General features: G+C 55.8%; 20 protein-coding genes. 15 read left to right on the forward strand and 5 right to left on the reverse strand.

Annotated features, from left to right (window positions below):
- Positions 1 to 25: 25 nt before the first annotated feature.
- Entirely contained in the window at positions 26 to 1204 is a 1179-nt protein-coding gene (gene ftsZ / locus ACFFLD_RS10360) for a cell division protein FtsZ (RefSeq protein ID WP_386039822.1), read from the forward strand.
- Positions 1205 to 1338: 134 nt separating this feature from the next.
- Positions 1339 to 2250, forward strand: a complete 912-nt coding sequence (gene lpxC / locus ACFFLD_RS10365) for a UDP-3-O-acyl-N-acetylglucosamine deacetylase (RefSeq protein ID WP_386039824.1) — start codon at positions 1339 to 1341, stop codon at positions 2248 to 2250.
- A 311-nt stretch (positions 2251 to 2561) separates the two neighbouring features.
- Here the strand turns inward: lpxC and ACFFLD_RS10370 are convergent, their stop codons facing one another.
- Positions 2562 to 3023, reverse strand: coding sequence for a DUF721 domain-containing protein (locus tag ACFFLD_RS10370; protein WP_386039826.1), 462 nt, complete (start codon positions 3021 to 3023; stop codon positions 2562 to 2564).
- Positions 3024 to 3051: 28 nt separating this feature from the next.
- Here ACFFLD_RS10370 and ACFFLD_RS10375 point away from each other — a divergent pair, with 28 nt between their 5' ends.
- The 4 genes from ACFFLD_RS10375 to ACFFLD_RS10390 all read left to right on the forward strand — a co-directional run bounded on the left by ACFFLD_RS10375 (position 3052) and on the right by ACFFLD_RS10390 (position 8676).
- Complete coding sequence (locus ACFFLD_RS10375) at positions 3052 to 3483, forward strand: hypothetical protein (RefSeq protein ID WP_386039828.1); 432 nt, start codon at positions 3052 to 3054, stop codon at positions 3481 to 3483.
- Positions 3484 to 3594: 111 nt separating this feature from the next.
- Positions 3595 to 6327: a preprotein translocase subunit SecA gene (gene secA, locus ACFFLD_RS10380; protein ID WP_386039830.1), complete on the forward strand. Its 2733-nt coding sequence runs from the start codon at positions 3595 to 3597 to the stop codon at positions 6325 to 6327.
- A 56-nt stretch (positions 6328 to 6383) separates the two neighbouring features.
- The gene (gene argJ, locus ACFFLD_RS10385) at positions 6384 to 7613 is read left to right on the forward strand and encodes a bifunctional glutamate N-acetyltransferase/amino-acid acetyltransferase ArgJ (RefSeq protein WP_386039832.1); all 1230 of its coding nucleotides are present in this window, start codon (positions 6384 to 6386) and stop codon (positions 7611 to 7613) included.
- A 106-nt stretch (positions 7614 to 7719) separates the two neighbouring features.
- Positions 7720 to 8676, forward strand: coding sequence for a Nudix family hydrolase (locus ACFFLD_RS10390; protein ID WP_386039834.1), 957 nt, complete (start codon positions 7720 to 7722; stop codon positions 8674 to 8676).
- A gap of 116 nt (positions 8677 to 8792) precedes the next feature.
- Here the strand turns inward: ACFFLD_RS10390 and ACFFLD_RS10395 are convergent, their stop codons facing one another.
- Together ACFFLD_RS10395 and ACFFLD_RS10400 are read right to left on the reverse strand one after the other, a co-directional pair.
- Positions 8793 to 9707 carry a carbon-nitrogen hydrolase gene (locus ACFFLD_RS10395; protein ID WP_386039836.1) on the reverse strand — a complete coding sequence of 305 codons (915 nt, stop codon included), beginning with the start codon at positions 9705 to 9707 and terminating at the stop codon, positions 8793 to 8795.
- A 29-nt stretch (positions 9708 to 9736) separates the two neighbouring features.
- Entirely contained in the window at positions 9737 to 10816 is a 1080-nt protein-coding gene (locus ACFFLD_RS10400; protein ID WP_386040436.1) for an agmatine deiminase family protein, read from the reverse strand.
- Between the two features lie 236 nt (positions 10817 to 11052).
- Between ACFFLD_RS10400 and ACFFLD_RS10405 the strand changes: the two genes are divergently transcribed.
- Together ACFFLD_RS10405 and ACFFLD_RS10410 are read left to right on the forward strand one after the other, a co-directional pair.
- Complete coding sequence (locus ACFFLD_RS10405; RefSeq protein WP_386039838.1) at positions 11053 to 12294, forward strand: lipoprotein-releasing ABC transporter permease subunit; 1242 nt, start codon at positions 11053 to 11055, stop codon at positions 12292 to 12294.
- A 157-nt stretch (positions 12295 to 12451) separates the two neighbouring features.
- Entirely contained in the window at positions 12452 to 13132 is a 681-nt protein-coding gene (locus ACFFLD_RS10410) for an ABC transporter ATP-binding protein (RefSeq protein ID WP_386040438.1), read from the forward strand.
- A gap of 8 nt (positions 13133 to 13140) precedes the next feature.
- On the opposite strand, the gene ACFFLD_RS10415 is transcribed toward ACFFLD_RS10410, so the two are convergent.
- Positions 13141 to 13692: a DUF2062 domain-containing protein gene (locus ACFFLD_RS10415; RefSeq protein ID WP_386040440.1), complete on the reverse strand. Its 552-nt coding sequence runs from the start codon at positions 13690 to 13692 to the stop codon at positions 13141 to 13143.
- Positions 13693 to 13788: 96 nt separating this feature from the next.
- On the opposite strand from ACFFLD_RS10415, the gene ACFFLD_RS10420 reads away from it, so the two are divergent.
- Genes ACFFLD_RS10420 through murB form a run of 7 tightly spaced genes read left to right on the forward strand, consistent with a single transcriptional unit; the run spans position 13789 to position 21389 of the window.
- Positions 13789 to 16065 carry a DNA internalization-related competence protein ComEC/Rec2 gene (locus ACFFLD_RS10420; RefSeq protein WP_386039840.1) on the forward strand — a complete coding sequence of 759 codons (2277 nt, stop codon included), beginning with the start codon at positions 13789 to 13791 and terminating at the stop codon, positions 16063 to 16065.
- A 56-nt stretch (positions 16066 to 16121) separates the two neighbouring features.
- Positions 16122 to 17858: a lipid A export permease/ATP-binding protein MsbA gene (gene msbA, locus ACFFLD_RS10425; RefSeq protein ID WP_386039842.1), complete on the forward strand. Its 1737-nt coding sequence runs from the start codon at positions 16122 to 16124 to the stop codon at positions 17856 to 17858.
- Positions 17855 to 18868, forward strand: coding sequence for a tetraacyldisaccharide 4'-kinase (gene lpxK / locus ACFFLD_RS10430; RefSeq protein WP_386039844.1), 1014 nt, complete (start codon positions 17855 to 17857; stop codon positions 18866 to 18868). The genes msbA and lpxK overlap by 4 nt, the downstream gene beginning before the upstream one ends.
- A gap of 13 nt (positions 18869 to 18881) precedes the next feature.
- On the forward strand, positions 18882 to 19091 hold the full coding sequence (locus tag ACFFLD_RS10435; RefSeq protein WP_386039846.1) for a Trm112 family protein: 210 nt from the start codon (positions 18882 to 18884) through the stop codon (positions 19089 to 19091).
- Positions 19091 to 19864, forward strand: a complete 774-nt coding sequence (kdsB, locus tag ACFFLD_RS10440; protein WP_386039848.1) for a 3-deoxy-manno-octulosonate cytidylyltransferase — start codon at positions 19091 to 19093, stop codon at positions 19862 to 19864. Before ACFFLD_RS10435 ends, kdsB begins: the two co-directional genes overlap by 1 nt.
- A gap of 21 nt (positions 19865 to 19885) precedes the next feature.
- Entirely contained in the window at positions 19886 to 20350 is a 465-nt protein-coding gene (locus ACFFLD_RS10445) for a low molecular weight protein-tyrosine-phosphatase (protein ID WP_386039850.1), read from the forward strand.
- Between the two features lie 10 nt (positions 20351 to 20360).
- Positions 20361 to 21389, forward strand: a complete 1029-nt coding sequence (gene murB, locus ACFFLD_RS10450) for a UDP-N-acetylmuramate dehydrogenase (RefSeq protein WP_386039852.1) — start codon at positions 20361 to 20363, stop codon at positions 21387 to 21389.
- A gap of 95 nt (positions 21390 to 21484) precedes the next feature.
- Here the strand turns inward: murB and rne are convergent, their stop codons facing one another.
- Entirely contained in the window at positions 21485 to 24898 is a 3414-nt protein-coding gene (gene rne / locus ACFFLD_RS10455; protein WP_386072451.1) for a ribonuclease E, read from the reverse strand.
- Positions 24899 to 25238 lie beyond the last annotated feature (340 nt).

Below are 25238 nucleotides of genomic sequence, written 5' to 3' on the forward strand. Positions count from 1 at the left end.
AAGCGCGGTTCAGGAGACGGGGCTTATGTTCGAATTGGTAGATAACGCACCCTCGAGCAGTGCGGTCATCAAAGTGGTCGGCGTTGGCGGCGGTGGCGGCAATGCTGTCAACCACATGGTCGAAAGTAATATTGAAGGCGTTGAGTTTATCTGCGCCAACACCGATGCTCAGGCGCTTAAACGCGTAGCGGCTAAAACCGTATTGCAGCTGGGTAGCGAAATCACTAAAGGGTTGGGAGCAGGTGCCAATCCTGAGGTGGGGCGCCAAGCGGCAATGGAGGACCGTGAGCGTATCGCGGAACTATTGGTAGGCGCCGATATGGTGTTTATCACGGCTGGCATGGGTGGCGGTACCGGTACCGGTGGCGCTCCAGTGGTTGCCCAGGTCGCTAAAGAACTGGGTATTCTTACCGTTGCCGTCGTGACGCGCCCGTTCCCCTTTGAAGGGCCCAAACGCATGCGCGCGGCTGAAGAGGGCATGAAAGAGCTCTCTGAACACGTTGATTCGTTAATCACTATTCCTAATGAAAAGCTGCTGTCAGTGTTGGGCAAAAATGCCACGCTGTTGACTGCTTTCAGTGCGGCTAACGATGTGCTGTTGGGAGCTGTACAAGGTATCGCGGAGCTGATCACCAGCCCCGGTATTATCAACGTTGACTTTGCCGATGTGCGCACCGTTATGTCTGAAATGGGCATGGCAATGATGGGCACCGGTGGAGCAACAGGCGAAAACCGTGCACGTGAAGCTGCTGAAAAAGCCATCCGAAGCCCACTGTTGGAAGATATCGATCTTCACGGTGCGCGCGGTATTTTGGTCAATATCACCGCAGGGCCGGATCTATCGATTGGCGAGTTCAACGATGTCGGTGCTACCGTGCAGGAGTTTGCCTCTCCAGATGCCACTATTGTGGTGGGCACCTCCATTGATATGGAAATGTCCGACGAGCTACGTGTAACGGTAGTGGCCGCCGGGTTAGACGGACAGAAACCCAAAGCGGCTGCGCGCGAGCCAGCACGCCGTTCGGCGGCAGATTCATCCTCCGACTACCGCAAATTGCAGCAGCCTACGGTGATGCGTCAACAGGCAACTGCGCGTGCCGAAGCACCTGAAACTGCCGCTAAACCTCGTCCTGAAAAGCGTCGTGCAAGCGAAGCCGACGACTATTTGGATATTCCTGCGTTTCTGCGTCGCCAGGCGGATTGATGCTCTTTGACAGTCTCATTGCAATAGCAACCGAGCGTTTTATTGGCTAAAACGCTCGGTTGCTGTTAAAGTGAACACTGTTTGATAACTATTTTCCTGCGGTCAATGCCGTCACTGGAGTCCTACGAGTACCCATGATCAGACAACGCACCCTACAAAACGTCATTCGCGCCACCGGAGTGGGCCTGCATTCTGGCAAGAAAGTCCATCTGGCTCTGCGCCCGGCGCCTGCTAATACAGGGATTGTGTTTGTTAGAACCGATCTGGAGCCGATGGTCCATGTCCCTGCGCGCGCTGAATTGGTAGAAGATACCAAGCTATGTACTGCGCTTTCATATCAGGGCGTGAAAGTCGCGACGGTTGAACACCTGATGTCGGCGTTTGCTGGCCTGGGTATCGATAATGCGTATGTCGACCTCAGTGAACCTGAAGTGCCCATCATGGATGGTAGCGCGAGCCCATTCGTATTCTTGATTCAATCGGCGGGTATTCTTGAGCAGGATGCAGCGAAAAAGTTTATTCGCATCAAGCGTCGAGTAGCGGTCAGCGATGGAGATAAAGAGGCCGTCTTCTTGCCCCATCAGGGCTTTAAGGTCTCCTTTGCGATTGACTTTGACCATCCTGTTTTCGATCAACAGAAGCAAACGGCGTTGATTGACTTCTCAACCACGTCGTTTGTTAAAGAAGTCTCACGTGCGCGTACGTTTGGCTTTATGCGGGACTTGGAGTTTTTGCGCTCCAATAATCTGGCGCTTGGCGGCAGCTTAGACAACGCGATTGTCGTCGACGATTACCGCATCGTTAATGAAGGCGGTTTACGTTACGAAGATGAGTTTGTGAAGCATAAAGTGCTCGATGCCATTGGTGATTTATATCAGTTGGGTTATAGCCTGATCGGAGAATTCCGTGGGGTGAAGTCAGGGCATGCATTAAATAATCAGCTTTGCCGTGAGCTGATGGCGCAGCCTGATGCCTATGAAATCGTCACGTTTGAAGAAGACAAAGCCGTGGCACCCATCTCCTATGCAGCGCCCGCTATGGCGTAAGCATTGGCACCCCACGAGCGTTAGTGAGTAAATGGCTAAGCGCTTATGAGTGCCAAGCACTTGTGAATGTTAAGCACGTTAATTAAAAGCATCGCCAAGGCGGTGCTTTTGTGCGTTTAAAGTAAGTGTTTCAAGGTGGGCTGTTCAAGATAGGTATTTCAAGACAGCTTTTTTAAGTTAATTTTTGGATTTAAGGGATGTGTTCGGGCTTGTGCTAGCCGCGTGTTCGGAGCAAGGTTTTAAGCCAGAAGCGGCAAGACAAGCCTGTCATGACGCGCTAGCTGTTTGTTGATGGCTAACGACTTGCTCGGTTATTTAGCTGGCTTGGCATGTGAGGCAAGTCTTGCCAGGGCGCGTTTCAGGGCAGGGTTGGTGGTGTCCTCAGCGCACTCAGCCAAGGTTTTTCCAGCCTCTACTGACAAGCTGCGTGTATTGCGCGGTGGCGCTACAATAGGGCGTACGGGACGAACTTTAAAAGTGAATCCATTTACGTTCTCAAAGCCGGGCAGTTGGTGAAGCAGCGTTAATAGGCGTTGCTGCTCAAAGCGTAACCACGTCAGCCAGCTCGCCTGACCACTAATGAGTGTTAAGCGACCCTCGCGAAAGCCGCCGACAAAAATATGCTCTCGCATCTCTTCCGGCAGGTGGGCACGCAGGTGGCGCTGAGCCTGATCGATTAAGCGAGAAAGGCGCATCAATTGATTAATATCGCCGGACTTGGAGAGCAGGCGGGCAATAGGCTGGGCGCGAGAACGCTTAACCTTTATACTCATACGCTTAATTCCTAGGGTGCTGCTAATAATGACGTCGGCGATGTTAGCCGTTTACCGATTAGTAGAGCCTACCACGCTCAGGAGCCAGTCTAACAGTATGTCGCCTTCGCTTGATGTTCCGTTAGCTTTACCGCGGCGCCAACGCCGCTACGGTATCGCGCGTTGGTGGCTGACCGGTCTGCTGGTGAGTTGCCTACTCCCCGCAAGTCTAGGCCCTGCGGATGCACTTCGCAGCGGTGAACGTAGCGCCATCATCTGTTTCTGGGTGCCCGCTATTTTACGCGCTCAGTCGCAATGGATTGCCAAACGACAGCGGGCATTGCGCCGTTGCTCACAGCGCGTCCAGCGCGTTGCTTCTTCACGCCGCTTAGCTCAGTGGCTAGCGCCTATGGCGACACTGGTCGCCGCGCTAGATGTGTTGACCCAACGAGGCCCTCCTTATTACCAAGTCTCTCGTTAATACACCTATTTCGCCCCTACCTACACGGGTAGGGAAAAGGTTCGCCTAAAAGGGGGACCTGACGTAAAAGGGCAATGTCCGTTAGGACGCTCGTGACGATTTGGATATTTCATGCTGAATAATTTATTACGTAAAGTCGTGGGTTCGAAAAATGACCGCGATGTTAAACGCATGCACAAAAATGTGCCGCAAATTAACGCATTAGAAGCGGAGTTTGAGGCGCTTAGCGATGCTGACCTCCAGGGTAAAACGGCCGAGCTACGCACTCGGTTAGAGGCTGGAGAGCCTCTTGATGCGCTAATGGCGCCTGCCTTTGCTATTGTTCGTGAAGCCAGTAAGCGTGTTATGGGCATGCGCCATTTTGATGTGCAGATGGTGGGCGGTATGACTCTGCATCGGGGCCGTATTGCTGAAATGAAAACCGGTGAAGGTAAAACGCTGGTGGCGACCCTGGCGGTGTATCTCAACGCGCTGCCGGGCAAGGGCGTCCATGTGGTCACGGTCAATGACTATCTGGCACGGCGTGATGCCGAGTGGATGCGTCCCTTATATGAGTTTTTAGGCCTGACCATAGGCGTTATTTTCTCTGGTCAAAGTGGCGAAGAGAAGCGTCACGCTTACCACTGCGATATTACTTACGGTACGAATAACGAGTTCGGTTTCGATTATCTACGCGATAACATGGCGTTCTCGCTAGAAGATAAAGTGCAGCGGGGCCTGCACTTTGCGATTGTCGACGAAGTTGACTCAATTCTTATCGATGAAGCGCGTACACCGCTGATTATCTCAGGCGCCGTTGATGAAAATACTGACCTGTATAACGTCGTTAACCAGCTTGCCCAGCAGCTAGAAAAAGGCGAAGAGGTTGAGGATGAAGATGCTCCTGTGTTGGGTGATTTTTTAATCGACGAGAAGCAGAAACAGGTCGAGCTGACGGAACAAGGTCACAATAAAGTCGAAGAATTGATGCGTGCTGAAGGTCTCCTCGGCAACGAAGAGTCTCTTTATGCGGCACAAAACCTCAACTTGCTGCAACACATGCACTCAGCCTTGCGTGCCCGCTATTTGTATCACCGTGATGTCGATTACATTGTCTCTGATGGCCAAGTAGTCATCGTCGATGAGCACACCGGGCGTTCTATGCCTGGGCGGCGCTGGTCGGAGGGTTTGCACCAAGCCGTCGAAGCCAAAGAGGGAGTCCCGGTTCAACGAGAAAGCCAGACGTTGGCGTCGACCACCTTCCAGAACTATTTCCGTCTGTATGAAAAGTTGGCGGGCATGACCGGTACCGCCGATACCGAAGCCTTTGAGTTCCGTCAAATTTATGGCCTCGACGTGGTGGTTATCCCCACCAATCGGCCGTTGGCACGCAAAGACTTAAATGATCTGGTTTATTTGAGCGCTGAAGAGAAATACGAGGCCATCATTAAAGACGTGAAAACCGAAACCGAGGCTGGCCGTCCAGTGTTGGTGGGTACCGCGTCTATTGAAACTTCAGAGTACCTGGCCAAGCTGATGCGCGAGGCAGGGTTAGCGTTCAATGTGCTAAATGCTAAACAGCACCAAAGCGAAGCTGAAATCATTGCACAGGCAGGTCGCCCAGGGGCGATTACGATCGCTACCAATATGGCCGGTCGAGGAACCGATATCGTGCTAGGCGGCAACTGGGAGGCGGAAGCCGCCAAGTTGCAAAACCCAAGCCAGGCGCAGATTGATGCGTTAAAAGCCGAGTGGCAGGTGCGCCACGATGGTGTGCTGGCCGCGGGTGGCCTGCATGTGGTGGGCTCTGAGCGTCACGAATCCAGGCGTATTGATAACCAGTTGCGTGGCCGTGCCGGCCGGCAGGGCGACCCAGGCTCGACACGCTTCTTCTTATCGCTTGAAGATAGCCTGATGCGCTTGTTTGGCTCTGATCGTGTCAAACGGTTAATGCAGGCACTGGGGCTTGAACATGGTGAAGCCATCGAACATAAAATGGTTTCCAATGCCGTTGAGCGGGCTCAGAAAAAAGTGGAAGGGCGCAACTTCGATATTCGTAAACAGTTACTTGAATACGATGATGTTGCCAATGACCAGCGCCGTGTGATCTACGATCAGCGCAATGAAATACTCGCCGCTGACGATGTGGCCGATGCTGTCATCGGTATTCGTGAAGAGGTGATGGAAAGCGCGATCAGCGATTACGTGCCGCCACAGAGTCTGCCCGAACAATGGGATTTACCCGCTCTTGAAGCGCACTTGAAAACCGAGTTCAACCTTGATGCCCCAGTGGTTAAATGGGCCGCCGAGGATGACCGCTTCAGTGAAGAGCAGTTGCGCGAACGGCTGCAAACCATGCATCGTGAGGCTTACGCAGCCAAAATAGACTCTGCAGGCGAGAAGTTGATCCGCCGCTTTGAGAAGCAGGTAATGCTGCAGGTGCTGGATACCCGCTGGAAAGAGCATCTCCAGTCTATGGATCATTTACGCCGCGGTATTCACCTGCGCGGCTATGCTCAGAAAAATCCAAAGCAAGAGTACAAGCGTGAATCGTTTGAGCTCTTCCAGCACTTGCTGGAGCATATTAAGGCGGATGTCACACGCATTCTCAGCCACGTTCAAGTGCGCCAGCCCGACGAAGTGGATGCTATCGAACGCCAGCGCCGCGAAGCGCTTGAGCGTGAAGCCGCCAGCGCAGCGAATCGGCACGATACCCCGCCCCAGGCACCTGTCGAAAACGAGCAAGATGTGCAGGGCAGTGATGCGCGCCCGGTTCGCCGCGAGGGGCCTAAGGTTGGCCGTAATGATCCATGTATTTGTGGTTCAGGCAAAAAGTATAAACAGTGCTGTGGGAAGTTAAGCTAACGGCAGACGGTGGTTGAGATAGCATTATATTAAGGGCCTGCCTAAAGGAGATCATTATGGCGGTGGGAAATACTCCCTTTCCAGCGTTGCCACCCCTTGAAGGGGTGCGCCTGGGGAGTGCAATGGCGGGGATTAAAAAACCAAACCGGCGTGATGTGGTGGTGATTGAGCTGCCCGCAACAGCGACGGTATCCGGGGTTTTTACCCGTAATGCATTTTGCGCGGCGCCCGTTTTGGTGGCTAAACAGCATCTTGAGCAGTGTCGCGCAGAACAGCGTTCGCCGCGCTTTTGGCTGGTCAATACCGGTAATGCCAACGCGGGCACTGGCGACGCTGGCTTGCGTGATGCACGCGCAAGCTGTGCCGAACTGGCCCAACGGGCTGGCGTGGCTGTTGAGGACGTATTGCCGTTTTCGACTGGGGTGATTGGCGAACCGCTGCCTATGGAGCGCTTGCTTGCCGGGCTGTCGCCTGCGCTTGAAAGCATGGCAAGCGATAGTGCTGCGTGGGAAAATGCCGGTCAGGGTATTTTAACCACTGATACCCGTGCCAAAGGCGCGACCGTTTCGTTGGACGTGGATGGTCAGCAGGTGACTATTAACGGCATTACGAAAGGGTCTGGCATGATCAAGCCCAATATGGCGACCATGCTGGGGTTCGTGGTGACTGATGCAACGATTGAAGCCTCGTTATTGGATCGGTTGCTGCGCGAAACGGTGGATCGCTCGTTTAACTGCATTACGGTAGATAGCGATACCTCCACCAATGACGCCTGCATGCTGGCAGCGACCGGCACCGGGCCACGTATCGTCGATGACGCGCAAATAACCGCCTTTCGTGAAGCCTTGCAGCAGGTGATGACCGAACTGGCACAAGCGATTATTCGCGATGGCGAGGGGGCGACCAAGTTTATTACCCTCCAGGTTGACGATGCCAGAAGCCGACAAGAGGCGCTCGATGTTGCCTTTACCGTTGCTCACTCTCCGCTTGTCAAAACGGCTCTATATGCCTCAGACGCGAACTGGGGGCGTATCTTGGCAGCCGTAGGCCGCGCCCCAGTAGACGACTTTGACGTTAACCGGGTGGTGATTGAGCTAGGCGATGTGCGGTTAGTCGAACATGGTGGCCGTGCCGATGGTTATACGGAAGCGGCAGGGAGCGCCGTCATGGCAGCGTCGGATATTACCATCCGGATTAGTTTAGGGCGTGGCGACGAAAGCGCCACGGTATGGACGTCAGACCTCTCCCATGACTATGTGTCTATCAACGCGGATTACCGCAGCTAGTCACTCGTCCCTCTCTGGGGTCAAAACGGGTAGTGGTAAAGGGCATACGCAGCGAGATAGCACCGGGGTAAGTAATGCCGGTGCGCATACAGTGGATAAAGACGTAATGAGTGTAAAGGTAAAACGACGGGTTCACGTCGCAGCGGCTGCCATTATTAGCGCCGATCTACAGCAAGTCCTGATCGCACGTCGACCGTCAAACGTTGATCATGGCGGATTGTGGGAGTTTCCCGGGGGCAAGCTAGCCCCTTATGAAACGGGACTTGAAGGCTTAAAGCGTGAGCTGCACGAAGAGCTGGGGATTGAGATTATTACCGCTCAGCCATTGATTCGAGTCCATCACGAGTACCCGGACAAGCATATTCTGCTGGACGTATGGCAAGTGCATGAGTTTGCCGGTGAACCTTTTGGCCGTGAAGGACAGGCGGTGCGCTGGGTACCCATGAGCGAGCTCTCCAATTACCCCTTTCCAGCGGCCAACTTGCCAATTCTGCGCGCTGTCAGGCTGCCAACCGAGTATCTGATTACCGGTGAAGAGAGCGACGAAGCACGTTTTGACGCATTTTTGGAACGTGCGTTGCGTGAGGATAGGATTCGTCTGGTGCAGCTGCGCGCCAAGCAAATGGACGACACTGCGTACCTCGCGCGTGCCCAGCGGGCGTTAGCCATGTGCCGGGATCACGGTGCGCGCCTGTTGCTGAATGGCGAGCCGAGCTTGCTTGATCAGGTCGATGCCGATGGTATTCATCTTACCAGTGAACGGTTGATGCAGCTTGAGCGGCGTCCAATCGCTGAAAGCAAATGGCTGTCGGCGTCGACACACAACCAGACTCAGCTGACCCAGGCAGCGGTGTTAGGTTGCGATTTTGTCAGCCTGTCGCCGCTGCGTACCACACCATCACACCCTGAGGTTTCACCGCTTGGTTGGCATGACTTCCAGCAACTGGTTGAGCGCGCGGGGATGCCGGTATTTGCGTTGGGAGGCATGACGCGTTTTGATGCCAATCACGCCCGTGCCGTCGGCGCGCAAGGAATTGCTTCCATCCGCGATTTTTGGAAGTAAATCTGGTTGGCTAGTACCCTATGAACAACGCCTGCCCCGGTTTCGACCTGGGCAGGCGTTTTCTGGTTGGGCGTAGTGTCAATATCTCATGCGCGCAATTAGTGCTCGGGATAAGCCTAGTCGCGGTATCGACGAGTGAGATCACCATAGGCGTCAACGCGACGATCACGCAGATACGGCCAAATACGCCGTGTATGTTCACTGCGTGCCATATCTACTTCAACCACCAACGTCTCTTGCGCGTCTCCTGCATGGGCTAATAACTCCCCCTGAGGCCCACAAACAAAGCTGCCGCCCCAGAACTGAATGCCATCTCCTACGTGGGAATGGTCGGGCTCAAATCCGATCCTGTTAGCCACCAGTACCGGCACACCGTTAGCGACGCCATGCGCTCGCTGAATGACTGTCCAGGCCTCTTTCTGGCGGTCTTTTTCAGCCTGGTCATCATTGGGGTCCCAACCAATAGCGGTGGGGTAGAGGAGTAGCTCGGCACCCGCCAGTGCCATTAAGCGGGCAGCTTCGGGATACCACTGATCCCAACACACAAGTACGCCAAGGCGCCCTACCGACGTTTCAATGGGGGTGAACCCTTCGCCGCGCTGGCTATCATGGTCACCCGGTGTGAAATAGAATTTTTCATAAAATCCTGGATCATCGGGGATATGCATTTTACGGTACTGGCCCACGCGACCTTTAGCACGGTCATAGACGACCGCGGTATTGTGGTAAAGCCCTGGCGCTCGGCGTTCAAACAGCGAGCCGACCAGAACGATATCCAGTTCTTTGGCGAGCATAGCCAGGCGCTGGCCGGTAGGGCCGTCAAGCGGTTCCGCTAGATCAAACAGCGCGGTGTCTTCAAACTGACAAAAATAATGCGTGGCGTGCAGCTCCTGTAACAGTACCAGCTGCGCGCCTTGTTTCGCTGCTTGACGGATACCCGCTTCGCTGACGTCCAGGCTCTGGGCTTTATCAGGCCAGGCGGGCTGTTGGACAACACCCACGGTTAACATATCAGTTGACCTAGTCGACATAATCGCTCCTGTCATCAGGGATGGTTAGCTCAAACGGTGGAACCTGCAACAGTGCTGTCTCCAGACGAGAGCGGAGCAAGTGTGCCGTTAGGTAGCTGCATGGTTAAACAGTGCAGGCTGCCGTGCTGGCGAATCACACTGGTGCACTCAATGGGGATAAGGGTGTGCTCAGGAAACGCCGTGGCGAGTGCGTGGAGGGCGGTGACATCCGCGGGATCGCCGTAGGTAGGTACCAGCACCGCTTGATTGATAATCAAGAAATTAGCGTAGGTGGCTGGGAGGCGGTGACCATCATCAGGATCATAGCAGGCTTGAGGCCAGGGTAGCGGAATCAGCCGATAGGGCGCGCCATTGCGTTGCCGAAACGTCTGCAGTTCCTGCTCCATGGCGGCCAGGGCAGGGTAGTGTGCATCGTTAGGGTCATCACAGCTAACATAGGCGATGGTTGCCGGATCGCAAAAGCGCGCCAATGTATCAATATGGCTGTCGGTGTCATCGCCTTCTAAATGGCCGTTCGACAGCCACAATACACGGTCAACACCGAAATCCTGGCTAAGCTGCGACTCAATCGCTAGGCGGTCGAGAGTGGGGTTGCGGTTGGTATTAAGCAGGCATGCTTCGGTAGTGAGCAAGGTGCCTTCGCCGTCGGTCTCGATGCCACCACCTTCCAGTACCAGATCACGCGTGACGACCGGGCAGCCCCATACGCCTGTTTCTGCCAGCCATCGAGTGAGCCTGTTATCTCGCTCAGCGGGAAATTTGCCGCCCCAGCCGGTAAAGGTGTAATCCATCAAGACTATCTGCCCCTGAGGGTCGATGACGCTGATCGGCCCATGGTCGCGTGCCCAGGTATCATCGATGGGTGCGACAATAAGCTGCAGGCGATCAGCGGCGATGCCATAGGCATTAAACGTCTCTACCAGCCGCTGCTGGGTCTGGATGTCCGGCACACAAATCAACACGCGTTGATAGCGTGCTACGGCGATGACTATGCGTTCTAAGGTGGCTTCAATGCGTTCCAGCAAGGGCGCCCAATCGCCGTCATGGCGTGGCCAGGTCAGTTGTATGCCGTCTTGCGGATACCATTCGGGTAACAAACGATAGGTCATAGTCGCCAACGTCATGAGTGCTTTTATCAAATTAAAAACTCACCAGCATTTGGAAAAAGGGCTAGTGGAAGAAAGAGAGCGCCAAAGCGGCGAAATGTAGGCGGTGGCGCGATAAGTTGCAAGCATAACGTGGGAAATCTGAACGCGCATGGCGCCGCTGGCTCTAATAGCCGTTTGAACATGCAGAGACCCTAAAAAAACCGTACCATGAGCGCTTATTGATAAGGAATGACGCCATGCTTGATCGTTTGCCTTTTCTGGTGGGGCTGCGCTACGTGCGCGCTAAACGCCGGAACCACTTTATTTCGTTTATTTCGCTCACCTCCATGTTGGGGTTAATGCTGGGGGTCGCCGTACTTATTTTGGTGTTGTCGGTGATGAACGGTTTTGACCATGAGCTGCGTACGCGCATTTTAGGTATGGTGCCGCATACTAAAATTGAATCACGCGAAGGGATGGTCGAATGGCAGTCGCTGGCGGAACAGTTAACACAGCGTGAGCATGTCGTTGGTGCGGCTCCCTATGTGGAACAGCAGGGCATGTTCTCCGTGGGCGGACGCAATCAGGGCGCCATGGTGAATGGCATCAATCCTGATTGGGAAGACCGTGTTTCCATCATTGGCGAACATATGCGTGCTGGCGAACTGTCGGATCTCGTTCCGGGTGAATGGAATGTGGTGCTGGGGTCAATGCTGGCGCGCAACTTAGGCGTTGGAGTGGGCGACTCTGTGACGCTCTTGGTGCCCGAAGCATCCATTACGCCAGCCGGGGTTTTTCCACGTTTAAAACGCTTCACTGTTAGCGGCATCTTTAGTGTCGGTGCCGAGCTTGATGCCAGTTTGGCCTACGCCAACATTGAAGATATGCAAACGCTGGCACGTTTGGGCGACGCGGTGGGCGGGTTACGCCTCAAGCTAGATGACCTGTTTGTCGCCAGTAGTGAAACCCAGGCGATTCTCAATGAACTAGGCCCTGGCTACCGAGGCAGCGACTGGACGCTTACCCAAGGCAGTCTTTTTCAAGCTATCCAGATGGAAAAGCGCATGATCGGGCTGCTGCTAACCATTATTGTTGCCGTGGCTGCGTTTAATATTGTCTCGACGTTGGTGATGGTCGTTACCGACAAACGCGCTGATATCGCCATTCTGCGCACTATTGGGGCGACACCGCGTTCGATCATGGGTATTTTTATTGTCCAAGGCATGACCATAGGGCTGATTGGTATCGCGATTGGGGTCGCGGTTGGGGTTCTATTGGCCTTGAGCGTGTCTGACCTTATTGGCTGGGTCGAAGGGGCGCTGGGCATTCAATTCCTGGATGCAGGCGTGTACTTCATCAGCGACCTACCTTCACGCCTGCAGTGGGGCGACGTCACTAACATTGTCACGGCAGCTTTCGGGCTGACGTTCCTGTCAACGCTTTACCCTGCTTGGCGTGCAGCCCGGGTACAGCCAGCGGATGTATTACGCTATGAATAATATTGACAGCAGAGAGGGTGGCCATCAGCAGGATGGGGTCCAAGATAACGGTCACAAAGGTGCCACGATGCCTGGGGATACGACGTCTCGTCATACGATATCTACACATGCAGGGTCTGCAGATAAAACGCCCCATGCACGTCAGGACGCCTCAATCATGCTCGACTGCCAGGGGCTAACACGCACCTATAGCGAAGGTCCTCAGGATCTGACGGTGCTTGACCAACTTAATTTGCAAGTCCACGCGGGCGAGCGTGTGGCTATTGTGGGTAGCTCGGGCTCGGGTAAAACAACCCTGCTAAACCTGCTGGGCGGTCTTGATCGCCCCAGTGCCGGCAGCGTGGTGATCGCCGGTGAGCCGCTTTCAGGCTTGAATGAGGCGGCATTGGGCAAATTTCGTAACCGTTACATAGGTTTTGTGTACCAATTTCACCATCTTTTGGCGGAATTCACGGGACTGGAAAACGCGGCGTTGCCTTTGATTATTCGTGGGCAATCGAAAAAGAAGGCCGAACAGCGCGCGATGCAGATTCTCGAACGGGTGGGTATGCAGTCGCGGGCGGATCACAAGCCTGGCGAGCTGTCAGGGGGCGAGCGCCAACGTATCGCTATTGCACGAGCGTTAGTCACCGATCCAAGCCTGGTATTGATGGATGAACCCACGGGTAATCTCGATCAAACCACGGCAGCGACGATTTTGGCGTTAATGGACGAGTTGGCTCAAGAGAGTGCTTGTGCGTTTGTGATTGTGACCCACGATGTGGGCTTGGCCGCCCATCAAGACCGCGTGCTCAAGCTGGATGGAGGAAAGCTGGTAGCGCAATCGCCAGCGCATTAATTGCGCGGCTATTTATCAAACTCCGCTTCGATTTTTGCCCGCCGCTGCCGACGTTTCTGGCGGCGGCGTTTCCAGTTGTGAGATACATGCCAGCGCCAGATCAGCCGAATACCGATATTGGCGACGATGGCGAGCACGATAGCGGTGACCAGCGAGCCGACAATCAGCGGCGGCATAATGTCGTGCATCTGTTCGGCTATCCAGCGCGTCGAAATACGGGAGGGAGCTTCGCGTACCGGTGCCCCGAGTATGATGGTACCTATGCGGTAATTGCCATAAAACACCAGGGGCATCGTTAACGGATTGGTAATCCATACCAATCCCACTGAGAGCGCTAGATTGCAGCGCGTCAAGCGAGCGCCTACGGCGGCTGCCACCATTTGAAAGGGAATGGGCAGCATCGCGCAGAAGACGCCGACGCTAAACGCATTGGCGACGCTTCGGCGAGTTAAAAGCCACAAGCCCGGATCAGCAATCAGAGGCGCCATAAAGCGCAGTGAGCGCTGTTTCCTGATGGTGTCGGGTTTGGGCATGTAGCGCTGCAGGAACCGGCGCGGCATCATGGATACTCTTATCTATCGATGTGCCCATTATCCATATAGCGTTGCCTTTCGGCTATGCTAGGCCATCAATGAACCCCACGCCTGGAGAAATTCATGCGCTTAGGTGTTGCCATGCCCGTTGCCTTAGCCGCCATTACAGGCGCGGTGGTGGCGTGGGTTAGCCACCTGGCAGGGCTATCATCACATGCCTTTGGATGGGGGCTGGTCGGCGCTTTGCTGGTGTTGGGGTGGCGGCCCCGGCTAGGGTTTTGGCTGCTGGTCGGTGTGTGGGTAATGGTCGGTATCCAGCGGGAGTGGTCAAACCAGTTGCCTGCAGGCCTGAGCGGTGAGGATATTGTGGTCGAGGCCACGGTGTTGACTGCCCAGCCAGTGGGTGACGCAACGCGGCTACTGCTAGCGCTTGATCAATGCACAGGTCCTGCTCAACGGCCTGATTGTAAAGCCCTTGCTAAGGTGCGTGTCACTGCTTACGGCAATGATCCATTCAAGCCCGGCGAGCAGTGGCGCATGACGCTTCGTTTGCGTCCGCCAAGCGGCTTTGCCAACCCCGGTAGCTTTAACTATGAACAGTGGCTCTGGCGCGAGGGAATACATGCCACAGGCTACGTGCGCCAGTCACCAGCGCCGGAGCGGCTCGCTGCTGCAAGCCTATCGCTTCGCCAACTGGGCCTGGCGTTTTTAGAGCGACAGGCGCTTGGAGAGGATGCCAAGCGCTGGCTGGCCGCCTTGACCTTAGGCGATAGCGAGCAGCTTACGTCAGACGACTGGGCGCTTTTAAACGCTACCGGCACCACCCATTTAGTGGTTATTTCTGGGCTACATGTTGGGCTGGTGGCCTCGTTTGTGCTGGCATTCGCCACGTTAGTGGCTCGTGTGACGACGCCTACTGACTGGCGAATGCGCACATGGCCATGGTGGCTGGCAGCGCTAGCCTGCGTCGGCTATGCCTTTCTTGCCGGCATGGCACCACCGGCCATGCGCGCCATGGTCATGACGCTGATCGGTCTTTGGGTGCTGAGCGGACGACACGCCCCCGGGCCGTGGCAAGCGTGGTGGCTGGCCCTTGCACTGGTGCTTATCGTTGATCCGCTGGCGCTATGGCGGCCAGGCATGTGGCTATCGTTTATTGCGGTTGCCTGGCTGATTACGATCTGGAAAGGACGCAGGCGCCCCCAGGGGGTGAAAGGCTGGGGCTGGGCGCTGATTCGATCCCAGCTGCTGCTTGCGCCGCTCATGGCGGCAGCCGTGTTGTTGGCGTTTGGCCGGGTGGCCCCGTTGGCGCCATTGGTTAATTTAGTCGCCGTGCCTTGGGTGAGCTTTATCATGGTGCCTACCGCACTACTAGGGTGGTTATTAGCACCACTCCCGTTGGTCGGGCTGGTGGGGCAGGCTGTGTGGTGGATATTTGAAATGGCGCATGGTGTTTTCCACTACCTGCTGACGTTCTCTGTAGAGCTCTGGCCGTTATGGGAGCCTGACCGATCGCTTGCTACGCCGTTAGCGGTTGCCTTGCTTTTGTTGTCGCTGTGCTGGGGGCTGCCGACTGGGCAGCCTGGGCTTCGATTCGTGTCTACTGCCCTGGTCGCCATGTTGCCCTGGTGGACATTACCGACGTCCAGTGTTCAAGCCGCGGTTCGTGTTAGCGTGCATGATGTTGGGCAAGGGCAGTTAATAGAGCTGCGCAGCGATCATTATCGTCTGCTTTATGACACCGGGCCGCGGTTTCGAAGTGGCTTTATGCCCCTGGACACGCTTTGGTCGCCGGGACAACACTTTGACCAAGTGATGGTTAGTCATTCCGATATTGATCATGCGGGGGGCATCGGTACCTTGGTAGCTAACCATCAGGTTGATGAGTGGTTAGCCCCCGTGGGAGAGGTGCTGCCAATAGCAAGTACCGCCTGCCAGCGAGGCCAGGCGTGGCAGCGTGATGGTGTTGACTACCGTGTTTTATGGCCCCCCGCTGGGGCCAACACGCTGACAGCCAATGACCGCTCCTGCGTGCTAGAGGTGAGTGTCGGCGATCAGCGGCTGCTGATTACCGGCGATGTGAGTGCCGAAATAGAGAGGCGTTTGCTTACCGACATCCAGCTACCCGTCAGCGTGCTGGTGGCAGGGCATCATGGCAGTGGAAGCAGCTCAGGGGTGCAGTTTGTACGCCATAGCGCCCCAGCGCATGTGATATTCAGCGCCGGACGGGGTAATCCTTTCCAGCATCCGGTGGATGACGTGGTACGTCGTTTTCATCGCCAGGGAAGCTGTTTATGGAGCACCGCTCATGATGGGGCGCTGCGTTTTTGGCTAGCGAACCATGATTCCGTTCAGGTCGAAACGATGCGCCAACGACTTGGGCCACGCAACCAGTGTTGAAGCGCCTCGCCATCAGGTAGAATTCAGCCCACTGCACACTATAGCCAGGAGCGCGTGTGACCGATTCAGGTTGGAATATCTATAAGCGGTTATTGGGTTACGTAAAGCCCCATTGGCGAGCGTTTGCACTCGCGCTAGTGGGATTTGTCGTTTACGCAGCCTCCAGTACCGCCTTAGCGGAAATGATGAAGCGCTTGATTGATGGCATTCAAAACCCTGATGCCGCTTTTCGGCTGCTGCTGCCGCTATTTGTGATTATTATGTTCTCTGCCCGTGGCTTAGGTACTTTTCTTAGCACCTACTTTATGGCCTATGTAGGGCGTTACGTCATTCATACCTTGCGCTGCGATGTGTTTGCTCATCTTCTCCACCTGCCTGGCCGGTTTTTTGATCACCACTCCAGCGGTCAGTTGGTGTCTCGAGTGACCTATCACGTTGAACAAGTAGCGGGCGCGGCCACCAAGGCCGTGACGATTATTCTTCGCGAAGGTCTATTCGTGGTGGGGCTAGTGCTCTACCTGCTGTGGACCAACTGGATGCTAACGCTGCTGTTTTTAGGTGTGACCCCGATTATTGCCGCGGTGGTGAGCTACGTTAGTAAACGTTTCAGGCTGATCTCAAAGCGCATTCAGCACTCCATGGGCGATGTCACCCATGTGGCGTCAGAAGCGCTGTCTGGCTATCGTGTAGTACGTACTCATGGTGCCGAAGCGTATGAAAAGCAGCGGTTTGAACGAGTGAGTGAAGAGAACCGCCGACAGAGTATGAAAGAAGCCATGACGCGTGCGGTTAGTTCGCCGGTGATTCTCATGCTCGTGGCTATTTCCATGGCGCTATTAGTGTGGCTGGCAATGGCACCCTCGCTAATGGCGGACATGACCCCAGGCGAATTCGTTGCCTTTATTACCGCCGCGGCGCTGATGATTAAACCGGTACGCCAGTTAACTGAGATTAATGGTGAAATTCAAAAAGGTCTGGCCGCAGCGGCAGAGCTTTTCGGACTGCTGGACATGCCGACAGAACATGATGATGGCAAGCGCATTGCCAGTCGGCTAAGCGGCGACGTCGTCTTTGAGAACGTTAGCTTTCGCTATGCCGACGACCAACCTGAAGTGTTGCATAACATTAACCTGCATGTGGCGCCGGGTGAGCTAGTCGCCATCGTCGGACGCTCCGGCAGTGGTAAGTCGACGCTCGTTGGTCTATTGCCCCGGTTCTATCGCGCTAGCCAGGGCGCTATTACGATTGATGGCACAGCGATTGATGAATACGCGCTAGGATCTCTGCGTCAACAAATTGCTCTGGTCTCACAGCAGGTCACGCTGTTTAACGCCTCCATTGCCGATAATATTGCCTACGGCGCGACTAACCCTGACCCCCACGCTATCCAAGCGGCGGCGAAGGCGGCCTACGCTCATGAGTTTATCGACAAGCTCCCCGATGGCTACGCCACCAACGTCGGCGAAAATGGCGTGATGCTGTCCGGCGGGCAGCGTCAGCGGTTGGCCATTGCACGGGCGATTTTTAAAGATGCGCCCTTGCTAGTGCTGGATGAGGCCACCTCGGCACTGGATACCGAGTCCGAGCGCTATATACAAAAAGCGCTTGAGCACGTCTGTGAAGGACGCACGACGCTGGTGATTGCCCATCGTCTATCGACGATTGAGCGGGCTGACCGGATTGTAGTGATGGACCAGGGGCGGATTATTGAAGAGGGCTCGCATCAGGAATTGCTGAATGCCAATGGTGCTTATGCGGCTCTTCACCAACTGCAGTTTCAAGAAGCGGTATGAGCTTGCCGGGGAAGACCTTGGCCCAGCGCTGGTTAACGGGCGCCTATCAAGGCAGCCACTGGTTAACGCCGTTGAGACCATTAGGCGCGCTTTACCAGTGGGCGATGGCGCGTCGTGAACATGCATACAACAGCGCTAAAAAGCCAACCTGGCAGGCGCCGGTGCCGGTCATTGTAGTGGGCAATATCACGTTAGGCGGCACCGGAAAATCACCCTTGGTGGCGTGGCTAAGCCACTGGCTGGTGGCAAGAGGTTGGTCGCCGGGCATTGTTACCCGCGGCTATGGGGGTAAGGCGACGCATTATCCATTGTTTGTCACTGCTGACACCCCGGTGAAAGAAAGCGGTGATGAGCCGGTGATGCTGGCCCAGCAAACCGGATTGCCGGTGGTCGCAGACCCTAATCGCGCGCGCGGTGCGCAAACATTGGTAGAGGCAGGCTGCGATATTATTGTGAGCGACGATGGTTTACAGCACCTGGCGCTAGCCCGCGATATCGAACTGCTAGTTATTGATGGAGCCCGAGGGCTGGGTAATGGCCGCTGCCTGCCTGCAGGGCCGCTGCGTGAGTCACCCAGCCGGTTGCAGCGCGTCGATGCGGTAATCATCAATGGCGATTCCCAGCGCTCACTGCCAGACGCGTCGGCGACGACCATGCAGTTAGCGCCTCAGTGCTGGCGCCGCCTTGACGATGGCGCGCGATTGCCGCTAGCGCCGCTGCCGTTTACGCTACCGGTTCACGCGGTGGCGGGCATAGGCCATCCGGAGCGCTTTTTTCGTACCCTGACCACGCTGGGTGTCGAGGGCGAGTGGCACCCGCTTGCCGATCACCAGCAGTTTAACGCTGACGCGCTAAACTTTGCCGAGACTCGACCGATTATTATGACCGCCAAAGACGCCGTTAAATGTTATGCCCTGGCGCCGCCTGATAGCTGGGTGTTAGAGGTAGAGGCAATCCTGCCCCCTGAATTTGAACATTGGCTGGCAGCGCGACTGTCGGCTCTTTCCTAAAGGAAACACGCGCATGGATAAGGAACTGCTGGCAATGCTGGTCTGCCCGTTATGTAACGGCAAACTCAAATATGATCGTGAGGCTCAAGAGCTACGCTGCCATTACGATGGCTTAGCTTATCCCATTCAGGAAGGCATCCCGGTGATGTTACCGGAGGAGGCTAGGGTCATGGATGCAGATGAAAAGCTGCCTACGTCGCCAGGACGCTCGGGAGGCGCGTGATGGAGGTGGCTGATTTTACCGTGGTCGTGCCGGCGCGCTATGGATCGACCCGACTGCCGGGTAAGCCGCTGCTTGAGATTGCCGGTGAGCCCATGGTCGCCCACGTTTGGCGACGCGCCTGTGAAAGTCACGCTAGCCGGGTAGTGATTGCCACCGATGACACGCGAATTCGGGAAGCGATGCTGCCCTATGGTGCAGAGGTCATCATGACCCGTGATGATCACCCGTCGGGTACTGATCGCTTGGCTGAAGTGGCTGACCTCCTGGGATTGACCGATGATGCGCTGCTGGTGAATGTGCAGGGCGATGAGCCGTTGATTCCGCCTGCGTTGATCAATCAGGTAGCGTTGCGGTTGGCCGATGATCGCGAAGCGTCTATCGCCACCCTTGCAGAGCCTATCAATGATATAGACACGTTGTTTAACCCGAACGTGGTCAAGGTGGTACGCAGCCTACAGGGACGTGCATTGTATTTCTCCCGCGCGCCGATTCCCTGGGATCGTGAACAGTTCAAGGAGCCGCCGACACTTTTGGCGACCGATGCCTGGCTGCGACATATCGGTCTGTATGCTTACCGGGCCGGTTTTTTGGCGGCCTATCGCGACTGGCCAGCCTCGAGTCTTGAGCAGCTAGAGCAGCTAGAGCAGTTGAGGGCGCTGCAGAATGGTCATGTGATTCAGGTGGCGCTTGCTTGCGAGATCAATCCAGCAGGTGTCGATACCGCTGAAGATTTAGCCCGGGTGCGCTCGCTACTTGTTAAGCCCAGTCGTTAAGACGTATTTAAGGAGCGCACTGTGAAAGTGTTATTTGTATGTTTGGGCAATATTTGTCGCTCACCCACCGCCGAAGGGGTTTTCCGCCGTGCCCTTGAGCAGGCAGGTATGGCCGGTCAGGTTGAAATAGACTCCTGTGGCGTTGGTAATTGGCACGTGGGGAAAGCGCCTGATGCGCGAGCACAGCAGGCAGCCTTGAGCCGTGGTATTGATATAACTGCACTGCGTGCCCGCCAGCTAAGTGCACAGGATTTTGTTGATTTCGACTACGTGCTGGGTATGGACCAGGATAACGTGTCCGCTATGCGCCAGCTTAAGCCTGCTAATAGTCAGGCGCATGTGGGGCTGTTGCTGGATTTTGCCGGCACGCCAGGCGGCGAAGTCCCGGACCCTTACTACGGAGGGGAAGAAGGTTTCGAAAACGTACTGAATATGATCGAAGCCGCCTCCGATGGGTTGATTCAACACCTAAAACGCGAGCGTTAAGGTGGCGAAGGTGGTTCTTGACAACACTCGCCCCAGCCGTCTTCACAACAATGTCGACTTGACCGCTGCTAATACGCTACGACTCCCTTGTCGCGCTCAGTGGTTTGCCGCGCCGAGCACCTTGCTGGGCCTGCAGGAGACAGTGCTTCAGGCGCACAATGAAGAGTGGCCTATCACGCTGCTGGGCGGCGGTAGCAATGTATTGCTACCGGAGCAGTTGGCAGGCTTGACCGTGCGTCCGGCCTTGAACCGCTGGTGGCTTACTCAGCATCAAACGCATGTGCTGGCTCACGTGGGAGCGGGGGTAAACTGGCACACGTTGGTCATGGCCACCGCTGCGCGTGGGCTATGGGGCATTGAAAACCTGGCGTTGATTCCAGGCGATTGTGGCGCGGCACCCGTACAGAATATCGGTGCTTATGGCGTAGAGCTTGCCGATAGTGTCCAGGCGGTGCAGGTGATGGAGCTTGCCACTGGCCGGGTTGACTGGCTCGATGCAACGCAGTGCGCTTTTGGTTATCGAGACAGCATCTTTAAAGGTGAGCTGGCCGGCAGGGTAGTGATTACCCAGTTGATCCTGCGCTTGTCGCGCCAACCGACACCGCGGCTTGGCTATGGTGATCTGGCCGCACGATTATCCTCTTCTCCGTCTCCTTTCGAAGTGGCCGAAGCAGTCTGCGCCATTCGGCGTGAAAAACTGCCTGACCCGCAGGTACTGGCTAACGCGGGGAGTTTTTTTAAAAATCCTCTCGTGGCAGATGAGCAGGCAGCGCGACTGCTACACCAATACCCTGATATGCCCCATTTTCCGCAAGATAACGGGCAAACAAAGCTGGCGGCGGGGTGGTTGATTGATCAATGTGGGTTAAAGGGAATGCGTGATGGCGCGTTTGGCGTGCATCAACACCAAGCGCTGGTGCTGGTTCACTTTGGCGGTGGTGATCGTACAGGCTTAATGAAAACGGCCACCACGATTGTTGATAAGGTGGAGGCGCGCTTCGGCGTGCGGTTAGAACCTGAGCCACGTTTGATCGGGTAGTGATGCTTTTTTAGCCATCTTTTTAAACCACGTAAGCGCCAATGCAAAAACCCCGCCTGAGCGGGGTTTTTGTTACCACATACACGCTGACCAGTTTATTCGGAGCGAGTGTCTTGTTGCGCCTGCTTGCGCTTTTCACGCGGGTCATTATGAGCCCGAGTGCGGCGACGACGCGGTTTGGGGGTGTCTGCCACCTCTTCAACCGGCGTTTTAGCGGACGTTTCATCAGTGGCTTCAGAAGACTCTTCAGCAGCGACCGGCTGTTCGGACTGGGCTACTGCCTCAGCCACCGGTGCGTGAGACATTGCGGCCTCGACACTGTTTTGTTCACTGCGCTTCACTTCGTTTTGTGACGCTTCATTGCGCGACTCTTCGTCGACGCGCTCTTCGTCACGCGCTGATGATTCATTCGCCGTTTGGTGATTTTCCTGCGGCTGTTGCTCACTAGTGAGTGCTTCAGACGACGTGGTAGGCGTCTCGGCCGTCACGTCTGCGTCCGGCTGGCGCTCAGCGCTGACTTGCTCCACCTCGGCGTTATTGAACGGCGCCGGAGTTGAGGTATCCTCAACGGCAGAGGCAGGGTCGACCACATTGTCGGCTGGCGGCTCAATGGCTTCAGGGGCGGTTGTGTCGCTATTGCCTTCAGCCAGTTGAGCATCAGCTGATTCGTCTGTCGGCGCGACTGCCTTTGCCTCGGTGGAGGCAGGCGTGGCGTCTGCTGGCGCTGACTCAGCCGATTCAGTCGTTGACGATGCTGCTGGCTTCGCGTCATCGGCGACCGGTTCGCTCGGCGTCGAGTCCGCTTTAGCTTGCGTCACGCTTTCATCCGCTGCTTCTGGAGCTGCCTTAGGCTGGCGACGCTGGTGGGTCGACTTGCGCGTCTTGGCCTTATCCTCCTCTGTCGGCACTTCCACTGATGTGTTTGCTTCACTTTCGTCAGTAGCGTCAACAGCGTTGGACGTCGCGAGCGGTGTTGGCTGAGTGGCATCGTTTGCAGAGGCAGCAGTGGTGTCTTCCGCTGGTTTGGCGGTCGCTGCGTCAGATGCTGGTGCATCACTAGGCGCTACATCACTAGGCGCCGCACTCGCTTGGGCAACGGCTTCTTCTGGCGCTTCCTTGGGTGCTTCGGCCTGCAGTTTTAGCTGCTCGGCTTCGGCCTGCGGATTGATCGCCTGGGTGCGCGTGCGATTGCGTGGATTGTTGCGACTACGCTTCGGCTTGCCGTCATCCTGCTTGTTTTCCGATTGCTGATTTTCGGTCTGCTTGGCTGTTTCACCGCGCTGGCTGTCGCGACGAGCCTCTTTCTGAGTGCTGGTCTTGCCTTTATTGCTCTCTTTCGCAGCGCCATCTTTTGCCGAGCTATCCTTCGCAGAACTATCTTTTGCAGAAGCATCTTTTGCAGAAGCATCTTTTGAGCTATCCGCCTGGCTCTCTTTGCGCGATGCTTTTTGGCTTGGTTCTTGACCGTTGGCATCGTCCTGTTGGGGGTGACGACGACGATTGCGCGTACGGTTGGGGCCGCTGCGTTTATCGTTACTCTCGTCATTGGCTGAGCGTGTCGTATTGCTATGCTGCTCAGTCTTTTGCCCGTTATCAGTGTTGCTATCGGCGCGCTGCTCGGCTTTATTAGTGCTGTCGCTACGATCGCCACGAGACGATTTTTGACGCGACTCACTACTACGCTGAGTGGTTCTACGCTCGCTTGGCTTACGCGCTGCCGGTGTCTCAGGTTGTGCCGCAGGAGCGGGCTCGGCAGTGCTCTCGTCGCTGCCTAGTAGCTTGGCGAAACCACGCATGAAGCGGCCTATAACGCTGGGCTGATCGCTAGTCGCGGGTGCCTTGGCGGCAGGGGATTGAGTCGCCGCAGGCGCTTTTTCTTCAGTCTGTAGTGAGGCGGGCGCAGGTGCGTTGTGCGTAACGCTTTTTACGGCCGCTTCAGCACGCTGAGCAGGCGCTACAAAGCTCGGTGTCGGCTCTTTACCTACTTCTGTATCGGTGGACAGTTCAAAGCTCGATAAGCTTTGGCTGTCATCCTCGTCCAGATGGTCATCGCGTAAACGCTGAACGTCGTAGTGCGGCGTATCCATGTCAGGATTAGGCAGCAGTACGACCCGAACGCCTTGGCGGGACTCAAGGTCTGCCAATACGCTGCGTTTTTCATTGAGCAGGTAGGTGGCGACTGGCACTGGCAGAATGGCGCGGATTTGCGCGCTGTTCTCTTTCATGGCCTCTTCTTCGATCAGGCGCATGATAGAAAGCGATAGCGAACGCACATCGCGAATGGTGCCTTGCCCGTTGCAGCGAGGGCAGACCACACCGCTGGTTTCTCCGAGCGAAGGACGCAGGCGCTGACGAGACATTTCCATCAGGCCAAAGCGAGAAATACGGCCAATCTGGACGCGTGCGCGGTCAAGCTTAAGCGCATCGCGCATGCGGTTTTCAACTTCACGCTGGTTGCGCGCGGGCCCCATATCGATGAAGTCGATCACCACCAGACCGCCAATATCGCGTAGGCGTAGCTGACGGGCGATTTCATCGGCGGCTTCAGAGTTGGTTTGCAGCGCTGTTTCTTCTATATCACTGCCGCGGGTGGCGCGGGCGGAGTTGATATCAATGGAAACCAGTGCTTCAGTATGGTCGATGACAATCGAGCCACCTGAGGGCAGCTTCACTTCGCGCTGATAGGCCGTCTCGATTTGCGATTCGATCTGAAAACGCGAGAAAAGCGGTACTTCATCGGCGTAAAGTTTGATCTTTTGCTGATAAGAGGGCATTACCTGACGGATAAAGCCCAATGCTTCGGCGTGAATTTCAGGGCTGTCGATCAATACTTCGCCGATATCCTGGCGCAGGTAATCGCGCATCGCGCGAATGATGACGTTGGATTCACGATAAATTAGGAACGGGGCCGGGCGCTTAGCGGCTTCGGTGGTAATGGATTCCCAGACTTGTACCAGGTAGTCAAGATCCCATTGAAGCTCTTCCGGATTACGGCCAATGCCCGCGGTGCGCACGATCAGGCCCATTTTATCGGGCACGGTCAGTTGCCCCATGGCATCTTTGAGCTGGCTACGCTCATCGCCTTCGATACGCCGTGAAATGCCACCCGCACGCGGGTTGTTGGGCATCAGCACCAAAAAACGACCCGCCAAGCTAACAAAGGTAGTGAGGGCAGCGCCTTTATTGCCGCGCTCCTCTTTATCAACCTGTACGATGACCTCTTGGCCCTCTTTGAGCACTTCTTTAATGCTCGGGCGTCCTGACACGTCTTTTACAAAATATTCGCGGGAAATTTCTTTAAGCGGCAAAAAGCCGTGACGGTCAGCGCCGTAGTCGACAAAGGCGGCTTCCAGTGAGGGCTCTACGCGGGTGATCTTGCCGCGGTAGATATTGGCTTTTTTCTGTTCTCGTGCGCCTGATTCGATGTCTAAATCGTAAAGGCGTTGTCCATCAACTAAGGCGACGCGCAGCTCTTCGGGCTGGGTCGCATTAATAAGCATCCGTTTCATAGTGTCTCGCATAGCGTTGCGTGCCGGCGAACTGCCTATAAGGTGACGAAGGCGAATCGCTGGGTGCTGCGTGCTTGTGCTCGGCGCATTGCAATGCTGACGCGTCAAGCCGGGAAGTCGTCATCGCCGACCCGGCCAATAGGGCGTTGAGTACGTGGCGGAGGCAGGACGTGTTCCGGTGGCTGTCACGTCCATCCGGCCCTGCTGACACCGCCAACACCTGGCATTCATCGATTCACCAACGCCGGCCACCGGCACAGCGTTGAACGTGTCGCCCTGAGTCAGTCAGCGCCTTGTGACGAGAAAGGAGGGGCTGCTCAGGGCGTGGCGTTGTTACATT

The sequence above is a fragment of the Vreelandella sulfidaeris genome, from assembly GCF_042429665.1.
Classification (GTDB): Bacteria; Pseudomonadota; Gammaproteobacteria; order Pseudomonadales; family Halomonadaceae; genus Vreelandella.

Bases quoted from the DNA above. Each gene is read 5' to 3' on its own strand.
- argJ (WP_386039832.1), top strand. From the start codon at position 6,384: ATGGCGGTGGGAAATACTCCCTTTCCAGCGTTGCCACCCCTTGAAGGG.
- lpxK (WP_386039844.1), top strand. From the start codon at position 17,855: ATGAGCTTGCCGGGGAAGACCTTGGCCCAGCGCTGGTTAACGGGCGCC.
- ACFFLD_RS10435 (WP_386039846.1), top strand. From the start codon at position 18,882: ATGGATAAGGAACTGCTGGCAATGCTGGTCTGCCCGTTATGTAACGGC.
- ftsZ (WP_386039822.1), top strand. From the start codon at position 26: ATGTTCGAATTGGTAGATAACGCACCCTCGAGCAGTGCGGTCATCAAA.
- rne (WP_386072451.1), bottom strand. From the start codon at position 24,898: ATGAAACGGATGCTTATTAATGCGACCCAGCCCGAAGAGCTGCGCGTC.
- lpxC (WP_386039824.1), top strand. From the start codon at position 1,339: ATGATCAGACAACGCACCCTACAAAACGTCATTCGCGCCACCGGAGTG.
- ACFFLD_RS10405 (WP_386039838.1), top strand. From the start codon at position 11,053: ATGCTTGATCGTTTGCCTTTTCTGGTGGGGCTGCGCTACGTGCGCGCT.
- ACFFLD_RS10410 (WP_386040438.1), top strand. From the start codon at position 12,452: ATGCTCGACTGCCAGGGGCTAACACGCACCTATAGCGAAGGTCCTCAG.
- ACFFLD_RS10415 (WP_386040440.1), bottom strand. From the start codon at position 13,692: ATGCCGCGCCGGTTCCTGCAGCGCTACATGCCCAAACCCGACACCATC.
- ACFFLD_RS10370 (WP_386039826.1), bottom strand. From the start codon at position 3,023: ATGAGTATAAAGGTTAAGCGTTCTCGCGCCCAGCCTATTGCCCGCCTG.
- ACFFLD_RS10400 (WP_386040436.1), bottom strand. From the start codon at position 10,816: ATGACCTATCGTTTGTTACCCGAATGGTATCCGCAAGACGGCATACAA.
- kdsB (WP_386039848.1), top strand. From the start codon at position 19,091: ATGGAGGTGGCTGATTTTACCGTGGTCGTGCCGGCGCGCTATGGATCG.
- secA (WP_386039830.1), top strand. From the start codon at position 3,595: ATGCTGAATAATTTATTACGTAAAGTCGTGGGTTCGAAAAATGACCGC.
- ACFFLD_RS10375 (WP_386039828.1), top strand. From the start codon at position 3,052: ATGACGTCGGCGATGTTAGCCGTTTACCGATTAGTAGAGCCTACCACG.
- ACFFLD_RS10395 (WP_386039836.1), bottom strand. From the start codon at position 9,707: ATGTCGACTAGGTCAACTGATATGTTAACCGTGGGTGTTGTCCAACAG.
- ACFFLD_RS10390 (WP_386039834.1), top strand. From the start codon at position 7,720: ATGAGTGTAAAGGTAAAACGACGGGTTCACGTCGCAGCGGCTGCCATT.
- ACFFLD_RS10420 (WP_386039840.1), top strand. From the start codon at position 13,789: ATGCGCTTAGGTGTTGCCATGCCCGTTGCCTTAGCCGCCATTACAGGC.